Annotated in this window: 8 protein-coding genes; 3 read left to right on the forward strand and 5 right to left on the reverse strand. The window is 62.4% G+C overall.

Annotated features, from left to right (window positions below; all coding sequences use genetic code 11):
• Positions 1-99: 99 nt before the first annotated feature.
• From QMX83_RS17880 to QMX83_RS17895, 4 genes are all read right to left on the reverse strand, one after another.
• Positions 100-597 (reverse strand): DUF3011 domain-containing protein, encoded by a 498-nt coding sequence (locus QMX83_RS17880; protein ID WP_282297993.1) that lies wholly within the window; start codon positions 595-597, stop codon positions 100-102.
• Positions 598-681: 84 nt separating this feature from the next.
• Positions 682-1,335: an NAD(P)-binding oxidoreductase gene (locus QMX83_RS17885; RefSeq protein ID WP_282297994.1), complete on the reverse strand. Its 654-nt coding sequence runs from the start codon at positions 1,333-1,335 to the stop codon at positions 682-684.
• A gap of 119 nt (positions 1,336-1,454) precedes the next feature.
• Positions 1,455-1,694: a hypothetical protein gene (locus tag QMX83_RS17890; protein ID WP_282297995.1), complete on the reverse strand. Its 240-nt coding sequence runs from the start codon at positions 1,692-1,694 to the stop codon at positions 1,455-1,457.
• A gap of 49 nt (positions 1,695-1,743) precedes the next feature.
• Positions 1,744-2,184: a hypothetical protein gene (locus QMX83_RS17895; protein ID WP_282297996.1), complete on the reverse strand. Its 441-nt coding sequence runs from the start codon at positions 2,182-2,184 to the stop codon at positions 1,744-1,746.
• Between the two features lie 127 nt (positions 2,185-2,311).
• Here QMX83_RS17895 and QMX83_RS17900 point away from each other — a divergent pair, with 127 nt between their 5' ends.
• The 3 genes from QMX83_RS17900 to QMX83_RS17910 are packed head-to-tail and all read left to right on the forward strand — an operon-like array spanning position 2,312 to position 7,235.
• Positions 2,312-3,802: a retropepsin-like aspartic protease gene (locus QMX83_RS17900; protein WP_282297997.1), complete on the forward strand. Its 1,491-nt coding sequence runs from the start codon at positions 2,312-2,314 to the stop codon at positions 3,800-3,802.
• 27 nt (positions 3,803-3,829) lie between these two features.
• Positions 3,830-4,552: a DUF1629 domain-containing protein gene (locus QMX83_RS17905; protein WP_336618968.1), complete on the forward strand. Its 723-nt coding sequence runs from the start codon at positions 3,830-3,832 to the stop codon at positions 4,550-4,552.
• A gap of 43 nt (positions 4,553-4,595) precedes the next feature.
• A complete protein-coding gene (locus QMX83_RS17910; RefSeq protein ID WP_282297998.1) occupies positions 4,596-7,235 on the forward strand; it encodes an XVIPCD domain-containing protein in 2,640 nt (879 codons plus the stop codon).
• 89 nt (positions 7,236-7,324) lie between these two features.
• Here QMX83_RS17910 and QMX83_RS17915 read toward each other — a convergent pair whose 3' ends face one another.
• Positions 7,325-7,666 (reverse strand): HigA family addiction module antitoxin, encoded by a 342-nt coding sequence (locus QMX83_RS17915; RefSeq protein WP_282297999.1) that lies wholly within the window; start codon positions 7,664-7,666, stop codon positions 7,325-7,327.
• Positions 7,667-9,127: the final 1,461 nt, after the last annotated feature.

Consider the following 9,127-nt stretch of genomic DNA (forward strand, 5'->3'; position numbering starts at 1 on the left):
CCTGTTGCCGGGTCCCTTGGGGTAATGCGTTGCGGGGCGGGATGCGCGGGCCCGCCCCCGCCACTACGGGAAGCGTAAAGCTTGATGTCCGCTGACGGGCTAGCGGCGCTTCAACGGGGTAAGGCTCTGCACCTGACCGTTGTTGCGCAGCATGCACATGAAGCGGCCGTCCGGATAGTCCACGATCAGCTCCTGGTAGTCGTCGCCTACCGGCACCTGCGTTATCAGCGTGCCTTGTGCACCTTTGCGCACGTTGCAGGAGCCCAGCGCGGTGTCACCGGCTGGTGCGAACGACGCCACCTTGGAGACGTTGCGGAATACGGCCCTGCAGCCATCACTGACCCACACCGAGTGCTTGGCCAGGCCCCAGTTCTGCCCTTCCACGCAACGGGTGCGGCTGAGCTGGCGGGAAATCTCCACCGCGCCGCGGGTATTCATTTCACAGGAGACCTGACGCTGGTCGTTGGATTCGCAGGTGACCTCGGTGGGGAGCGACGCGTCGTCGTCCCGATCTCGATGCGACGCAGATGCGGACGGTGCGACAGCAGCGAATGACAACAGGACGAACGTACAGGACAGCAGCAACGGGGAACGCATGATCGAACCCTCACTGGACCCAGGCCGGGCGTGTTGCCGCAGTATGCGGCCCCACCCCCTATCGGTATGTGACGGACGCCCGCCTCAGACAAACCGCTCCAACGCCTCACCTACCGGCGTGTCGCCTTCGGTGAGCTCGATGATGACCCGACTGACTGCCGGCTTCTCGATCAGCGCCAGCAGCGTGGCGGCCACATCGTCGCGCGGCACATTGCCGTATGGGATGGCCAGCCCGGCGTGCACCCTGCCCGTGCCCTCGGCGTCCACAAGAGTGCCCGGACGCAAGATCACCCAGTCCAGGTCGCTCTGCGCCAGATGCACGTCGGCCTGCTTCTTGACCGCCATGTAGTTCTCGAAGGGATCGGAGACCTGGCGGCCGCGCCCGGCTTCGGGGAAGGCGGAGACCAGCAGGAAGCGACGCACGTTGGCGCGCCTTGCCGCAGCTACGGCCAGTTCCAGTCCGCGCCCATCGATGGCATTGGTCATCTCCGGCCCGCCCTTGCCGCCAGCGCCGGCGGTGAAGACGACGACGTCGCTGCCGGCCATGAGTTCGGCAAGCGCCGCTTCGTCGAGTTCGAGCAGATTTCCCTGCACCGGGGTCGCCCCAAGCTGCTGCAATTCGGCAGCCTGCTCGGGTGCCCGGTACAGGGACAACGCGCGGTGACCGCGTGCGTGCAACTGCTGGGCGAGGCGGCGGCCGATCTTGCCTGCGCCGCCGATGATGAATGCCTGGGTCATGGGGACTGTCCTGTGCTGTCAGTCACCCACCTTGCCTTATTCGGTGCGGCTAAGCGGTGAACGCATGCCGCAAAGCAGGGTATGAAGGGTCACGCAGGTCTGCACCGACAACCGGACGCTTACTCGACCTTGGCTGCCTGTTCCTGCGCGGCACGCGCTTTCCTGCGCTCCTCTATCAGCTTCTTGTGGGCGGCCTGCGCCTTCACGTGTTTGATCACCTGCCAGACGAGAAACGCCAGGATCGGGATACCGAGAATTCTGCCCGTGATATACCCCCCGGTCTCGGCTGCGCTTTGTGCAAATGCATTTCCGGAATACAGCAACGCGGCGAGCCACGCGACTACCAACTGATGCTTCATGGACAATCCCCCCTGGATGTTCGGGCATCATCGCATAAGACCGACCCGGTCAAGCCAACTTGACAGCCTCGGTCAGCACTTCGCGACCCACCCTCCCGAACTCGTCTACGAACAGCATCGTAGGAATCGGATAGCTCCAGCCGCCCGCCTTCCACCAGCATTCTGCCAGCCAGCGGCTCAACAGCGGAACGACCAGCGCCACGCCGTCGAACTCATCGACATCGGTAAAGTAGCGTTCGTCAATGTCGGACAGCCCCTCCAGGCCGACCGGCAACTCCATCGATCGCCCGGAAAACAGCCGGGTATCGGCATGATCGACCTTGTTGTGATCCCCGCTGTAGTAGATCCAGGCAGAGGGTGACTCACCCTGCACTCCCGGGAAAATGACCACATTGACGCTGAGTACGCCGGGCTCGACCGGGCGCAGCAAATGATTTCGAAGTACCTCGATCGCCGTCGGTGATATCCGATCAAGCTTCTGGCGATACATGGACGTGAACTGATCCTTGTTTAACCCGTACGGCACCATGCAACGCGTCCCTGTGTGATCTACCCGAAGTGTAGCCCGTCGTCAGTAGTTCACCGAACCTTTCCAATCGCCTGCTACGCTCCGGCACATGGACTATGGCAATGTGAAAGGACGCACGATGAAGTCACCTGCACGCCCCCTCGCCCCATGGCTGTTTGCCGCAGCGATGGCATCTTCCACCTGCGCCCCGGCGATCGCCCGCGAAGTTGTGGCCGAGGATAGCGACGGCATCACCCTTGCCGTGATGCGCGGTGACCGCAACACCCTCGAACGCGTGGGAAAGACCAATGGACCCGTCCGTCTTGCCGCGCGCGCCGGTTACTACCGGGTTCGCGGCGACCTGCCGCAGTCCAACAAGTGGGCCGATGCCTGCATCGCCGACGCTGCGGTGAAGGCGGCACCCACCCAGACCGTGATGTATCTCTGCCGCAGCCTGCGTGCCGGCAACCGCCTGCTGGCGAACGATATAGCGGGCTGGGCGAGCGAGATGCTACAGGTGCGCGGCATCTTCCAAGAGCACCTCGCTCCGAAAATGCCAGCGGACGCCGAGGTGCCCACACTGAGCCGGCTCACGTTCGAGCAATTCCTGAGCGTCCCGGAATCCGGCGTTCTGGCCACGCCCGTCTCCCCCGGCACGCGCTTCACGGTGTCCGACCGCGCCGGGCTTCCAGTGATTACCGGAAAGATCGAAGGCGGCACCGATGGAACGACACGCAACATCGACACCGACTTCATCATCGACACGGGCGCCTCGCGTTCGCACATCAGCCGCAAGGCAGCGCAGGCCATGCGCTTGAGCATCACCGATGGCTTCGGGTACGACTCCACCAAGCCCGGACATCCAGTACTGATCGGCCTCGCCGCGCCCGTGGATGTCCGACTGGGTAATGTTCTGCTGCGAAACGTCTCCTTCACCGTGACCGATGACATTCCCTTCGTCATGCTCGGACTCGACGTGATTCAGCGGCTCGGCCCGTTTGTACTGAAAGAAGATCAACTGGAAACGCTTGCCAGCGTTCCACAATCGATCTGCCAGCAGACCGCGACATTCACCTCGTCGCTGTGGGGTACCCAGAACTCGCTGCGCGTGCCGATGCGCATTGGCAAGCGCGATTCGCTGGTGTTGCTGGACACCGGTAGCGACGTACCGCTGGAGATGTCAGGCGTGACCCTTGCGAACTATCCCAAGGAAGGTCTGATTGAAAAGCAACGCCTGACCATGCACGGGAACAATCGGGTCACGTATGCCGAGGCAACGGCGGCGGTCACCTTCAACGGTGCCACCGCCAACCTGCCAACCCATATGGTCGAACAGCCGGGCCAGGTGTACCCGATCTCATGGAAGGTGGGCTACGGCCTGCGCAAGCAGTTTGATTTCTATGTCGACGTAAGCGGCGGACGCGGCTGCCTGCATAGCAAGCGACAGCTACCCGAGGAAGGCGCGGTGGTCAAAGCGCTGAACGAAGAAATCGAACGTGAAGCCGATAAGGCAGCCGCCGCCTCCGACGCAGCAGCGGAAGCGGCACTGGCCGCGCCGCCTGCTTCCAGCCCCGCCAGGAAACCCGCAACGGAGGACTGAGCACTGCGGACGAGCATCGCTTGTAGCATGGACCTGGCCCCGCTAGCATCAGCCCTGCTGCTGTCCCGTTCTGCCCCCGCATCCATGATGGAAGCCACCGTGACCGAACCGACCGCCACTCTCACTGCAACGGACACAACGTCCCATCAAGGCGAGTTCTACTTTCTGCAGCCCAGCCGATGGGCTGATGGCGTTGGGCACGGCCTGCAGTTCGCCAACGAGGCGGCGCTCTGCAGGCCTGGCATGAACACAGTGGACCCGCCGAATGGCGACCCTGCCCAGTATTCCGAGCGTCCTCATCTGATCCACGTACCCGCCGAAGGCGGTTTGCCACGTGATTTTGAGGTTTACGCCAGCATCTGGATTGTCTCGAGGGCATTGAAAGAGGTCTTCGAGGCCGTGGACTCGGCTGGCTTCGCGTTTGCGGCGTGCGACTTCACGCTGGCTGACGGCTCGCCCGGCCCGCAGTACTACCTGTGCGATGTGGTTCGCGAGCTGGATGCGCTGGACGCTCCTGCGTCGCGGGTGAAGATCACCACAGACCACGACTACATTACCGGCGAGGATGTGCCGTTCTATAGCGCCGTTGGCGGGGCCTCTCTGGTTTTCAGGAAGGAGGCCTTGGACGGTGCGCATGTGTTCCGCCAGTCCGGCAGCGGTTTCTTCCCTATTTGCGACCGCGTCATGTTTGACGCACTTGAGCGCGCCAGCCTCGACGGCGTGCGCTTGCGGGATGTATCAGCTTTGTAGCCGAATCATCGTCGAAATGGATTTCTGAGCAGGAGCTCTGCCGATGCCTGATACACCGGTTTTTCAAGGTCACCACCTTATTGAACAGGCCGCTTTCAAGGACAGTCGGCTCCTGCAGGAGCTCGCCCGTCGAGGCCTGTTCGAACTGCATGGTGAAGTCAACATTCTCAATTTGCCCGCCGACCAGTCACTGGCGGCAAAGATGGGCATCTCCCCGCATCCGGGTGGGCCGCTAGGCGACTACTCGGACCAGCTCGCGCTTTTACTTGAGGATCTGGAAAGGTCCTCGGACGGCCGGGCTGCACTTGGCCAGCGCGTAACTCCCGAGCAACAAGCGGCCGCTGCACAGCGCATGGCCGCACGCATCGAGAATATCGACTACACCTTGCGCGCCGGCATCCTTAACGGCGACCTCGTCACCAACACGCCCGAGGGCATGACCCCGGCTGAAGCCAACGCCAAGGTCCGCACCTTCTTCGCCGACCTCGACGGCTACCAGCGCACTCACGCCGCGCAGATTGCAGAACTGAAGAACCTTGAGCCCGCCGAGTTACGCTGGCGCGGTGTCACCCAGTCCGAAGCCAACGTGAAGCTGGCCTTGGACGCCATCGACCAGCCCGGCAACTCCACCCTGAGCGAACGCTGGGGTGGCCGCGCGTCGTTAGGCGCGGCAATTGAGGAAGCCAACCAGGCCGGTCGCCTGCCTTTGACCGAGCACACCGCCGCGCGGGTGCGCACCGCGTTCAACCCGGAAATGCCACTGACCATCGCACGCCCTGCCCCCACCGCGCCCGAGCTGGCCGGCACGGCTGGCCGCACCGGTGCCGTGGAAGGCGCGGCCGAGGCCGCCGCCACGCGCGGACAGATGACCGGCGCACGCGTGCTCGGTGCCGCCGGCGTGGCCGCACTGGCGGTGGACTTCGCGATCACCGGACACCGCGTGGCCGAACTACGCAGCGAGGGCAACGAAGCAGGGGCGAAATCCGCCGGCACCCACTTCGTGGGCCGCACCGTGGGCGGCTTCGGCGGCGGCTTCCTCTTGGGAGCAGGCTACGGGGCCGTCACTGGTTCGTGGACCGGTCCCGGAGCGTTAGCCACCAGCCTGATCGGCGGTGTGGCCGGCGGCTTTGCCGGCGAATATTGGGCGCAGTACCAGGACAAGAAGGCTGTTTACACCCAGGTGGACCGCAGCGGCAACGAATGGAGCCGCGAGCCCGAGGACCCCACCGGCACCTGGAGCCGCAGCGTGCGCACGCCGCAGCCTGACGGTAGCTACCGCGATACCACCGTGGTGGCAGGTGGCCGACTGGTGGACGAACTGAACTACAAGGCTGCCAACGACTCGTACTCGCTGGGCATGGCCAACCTGCCCAGGCCACAGGACCCGTTCAAGCTGGATGCCCAAGTCGATTCCACCTCGCGTGAGCCGTTCGAGGTCAACCGCCACTACGTGCGCAATGCACAGAATGGCCAGTGGCATTTGTCCATCCACGAGATGGTGGACGGTCGCGTTCCCAATGATCGTGCCGTGGCGATCAGCCCAGAGAAATCTGCAGAGCTGGAACTGGAATCGCAGCGCATCATTGCCCAGAACGCTGCCAATACCCCAGAAGCACTCGCCGCCCGTTATCAAGTGGCATTCAACCAGTACGGCTGGAACGAGTTCGCCAGCATCGAGCCGGTGCCCGAGGTAATCACCAACGCCCAGACCCAGACACAGCCTCTGCGCGCGTCGAACGGCGAGAAGTACACCCAGGATGCCAACGGACAATGGCACACCCCAGGCTGGGTCTACGGTACCAATCCCGCTGAAGGCAACATCATCGAGGAGCTCAACCGCACGCGTGAGAGCCAGCAGGCAGGTGTGCAGGAGCTCACCTCCATGGCGGACATCGCCCGGGCCAACCCCACGCCCACCGAGTACGGACTGCGCGGCCAGGTGGTGGACGCCTACCGGCGTGCGGGCGTTCCGCGCAACGCAGAAGAGATTGATGCCGCCGTGGCGGCCGTCGCCCAGGATCACGCACGCGACATGCCTGGCAACGGCACGTACATGTTGCAGGTACAGAAAGATGGATCCATTGCCACCCTGGTCGGAAAAGACGATGAGCGGATGGAGGTGGTGTCCACCACCACGCCTGCAGAGATCGAGCAGGCACGAACGCGGCCAGCGGCTTCACCGGACGCCCCAGCACCATCCAGCGTGACACCGCCCGCTACGCCGGACAGGGCGGAGGTGGACCGCCGCCACAGCATGGCACCGCGACCCGAAGACGCCGGGCTGCTGGAGCAGCTGCGGTCCTCCGTGGCTACACTTGATGAGAAGCACCACAAACCGTGGGACAGGAGCAGCGACCACCTGCTTGCCAGCGCGTATCGCCTGGCAGTGGAAGCCGGCTTCAAACCCGGCGACAAGGTGGAAATGGCGCTGAATGAGGCCACGGAGAGCCGCGCCGCTGGCACCACCATGTTTGTAACCCGCTCCGGACCCGGCGCGTCACCCGACCCGGCCGCCAACCGGGCGCACATGCCAACGCAGGAAGCCTTAGCTGCAGCGCCGGAGCAACAGTACGCAGCCGCGAACAACAGCCGAGGCGCGCAGGAGCTGGCCCTGGCGCAAGCGCAGACCCAAGACCAGCAACAGCGCGAAGAGCAAACCCATCAGGGTCCGAGACTGGCGTAACCGTCCACGCCTGACCAACCTCAGAGCCGGGCTCTGCCCGGCTGCTCTCTACTCGAACTTAACGCATCCGCCGGCAATCCTCAACCGATCTATCGGCGAAGGCGAAGAATGTCCGCAGTTGGCGGAACCTTACGCTCTTCCATCAGACGAATCTGCGCAAGCGATTGCGCATGCTCGATGCGGGCGTGATGCATGTCGTAACTCTTCTGCAGATTCAGCCACATCTGATACGACGTGCTGAAGTAGCGCCCAAGCCGCATAGCCGACTCCGCACTTATGCCAGCACGACCCGCAAGGATGTCCGAAACCAGCGCCGGCGAGACCCTGATATCCCTTGCGAGCTCATCAACAGAGATGTCCAACGGGACCATGAACTCCTCGGCCAGAATCTCGCCCGGATGTACCGGCAACAACGACGTGACTTTACTCATTCCAAATCACCGCTCACCCGCATTGCCTCCTAACTCAAATCTTAAAACGTAGAGCAGGGCTCTGCCCGGCAGCTCCAGCCGTCTCAAACCAAATCATGCCAGCAAGTATTTGGTCACCGACCCCAACCCCATCACAACCGCGACGCTTCCGGCCAACAAGAACGCAGCAGGCACACAGCACCCCATGGCCCGGCCCATCTTGCGTTGACGCCCACTCCGCGTGAGAGGGATGCCGATCTGACGTGACAACTTAGCCTTTGCACTGGATAGACCTGATGCACGCTTCCAGGAGAACCCAAGAATCACTTTCCGCCTTCTTGCCATTCGATGCCTCCTTGGGATTTGTTTGATCTGCGACTTCTTCCGCACTCATGCCTGATTCGAATGCAACCATGATGCGGACCGTCGATGCCAGTACAGTCGATCTGGCGGAAACGCGCCATGCAATTTCTCTGGCAGTGGACGACAAAGGCCCAACAGCAAGCGCTTCTTGCTCGCCCGGACTCTGCCTCCAGAATTGGTGCAACATGCCCTAGTTCACGCTACCTCAAGCGCAGTAAACCGCAGTCTGCTCCGATCTCGCAGAACCCCGAAATCACTCCACGCCCGCACTTGCAGCCAATCACGTCAGCATCCCCTGACGTCGCTTCTGGCGAGTTTTCCGAGACGCTTCTTTGACGCGGATGCGAACACACGTGATGCAGCTCACGGAAAAGTAGAGCAACCGACACATTTCGGTCCAATTGCGTCACCTCATTCGCGTCGAACTTCCGTCATCCATTATCGTTGCGAAAGTGCGATTTTCAGTTCGTACGATCTGTTGTGCAGAGTGTGCCTCGGGAGCTTGATATCTCCTTGAACCGTTAGGTGTGAGGCGTTAAACGCCGGGAGGGTGGCGAAATAGAACACCTCCGGGGAATACGTCATGCCGTCGTTCAAACGGATATCAACCTCCCGGCTCCCTCGCCATTCCGGCGAGGGAGACTTCACACTACGAGGTATCACATGACAGATTCATCGAACAACGACAATTCCGACAAGAAGCCCAAGGGCGGTCGACTGTACTTCACCAAGCCGGATACGCTTCGGGTCGTCGCAATCCAAGACCCCACTGGCAAGCGGAACTTGGCGAGCAACCAAATCCCTAGCCTTTGGCTTCGGGGAATGTGGATGACGCGAGTCGGTTGGGCCGTTGGAAGCCGCCTCGCCATCGAATGGAAGAAGGATTGCATCATCCTACGGCACATGAATCCGTCTGATTGAAGACCTAGCGATCGAGATGGCGGTGTGCACATGTCGAGTCGTGTGCACACCCCACTCTGTGAAGCTAAAATGATCCACTCACTGACGGCGCGTGCATTGCGCGCAATGCCCTTGCCGCCGGTACTTAGGAGAGATGCAGTCAGGGCGCGAGGCGCGCCTCGCGGAACCTGGTTAGCGCCCTTGGACAACTAGTGTTTT

The organism is Stenotrophomonas sp. PS02289, from assembly GCF_029960115.1.
Classification (GTDB): domain Bacteria; phylum Pseudomonadota; class Gammaproteobacteria; order Xanthomonadales; family Xanthomonadaceae; genus Stenotrophomonas.

Bases quoted from the DNA above. Each gene is read 5' to 3' on its own strand.
- QMX83_RS17880 (WP_282297993.1), bottom strand. From the start codon at position 597: ATGCGTTCCCCGTTGCTGCTGTCCTGTACGTTCGTCCTGTTGTCATTC.
- QMX83_RS17885 (WP_282297994.1), bottom strand. From the start codon at position 1,335: ATGACCCAGGCATTCATCATCGGCGGCGCAGGCAAGATCGGCCGCCGC.
- QMX83_RS17890 (WP_282297995.1), bottom strand. From the start codon at position 1,694: ATGAAGCATCAGTTGGTAGTCGCGTGGCTCGCCGCGTTGCTGTATTCC.
- QMX83_RS17895 (WP_282297996.1), bottom strand. From the start codon at position 2,184: ATGTATCGCCAGAAGCTTGATCGGATATCACCGACGGCGATCGAGGTA.
- QMX83_RS17900 (WP_282297997.1), top strand. From the start codon at position 2,312: ATGGACTATGGCAATGTGAAAGGACGCACGATGAAGTCACCTGCACGC.
- QMX83_RS17905 (WP_336618968.1), top strand. From the start codon at position 3,830: ATGGACCTGGCCCCGCTAGCATCAGCCCTGCTGCTGTCCCGTTCTGCC.
- QMX83_RS17910 (WP_282297998.1), top strand. From the start codon at position 4,596: ATGCCTGATACACCGGTTTTTCAAGGTCACCACCTTATTGAACAGGCC.
- QMX83_RS17915 (WP_282297999.1), bottom strand. From the start codon at position 7,666: ATGAGTAAAGTCACGTCGTTGTTGCCGGTACATCCGGGCGAGATTCTG.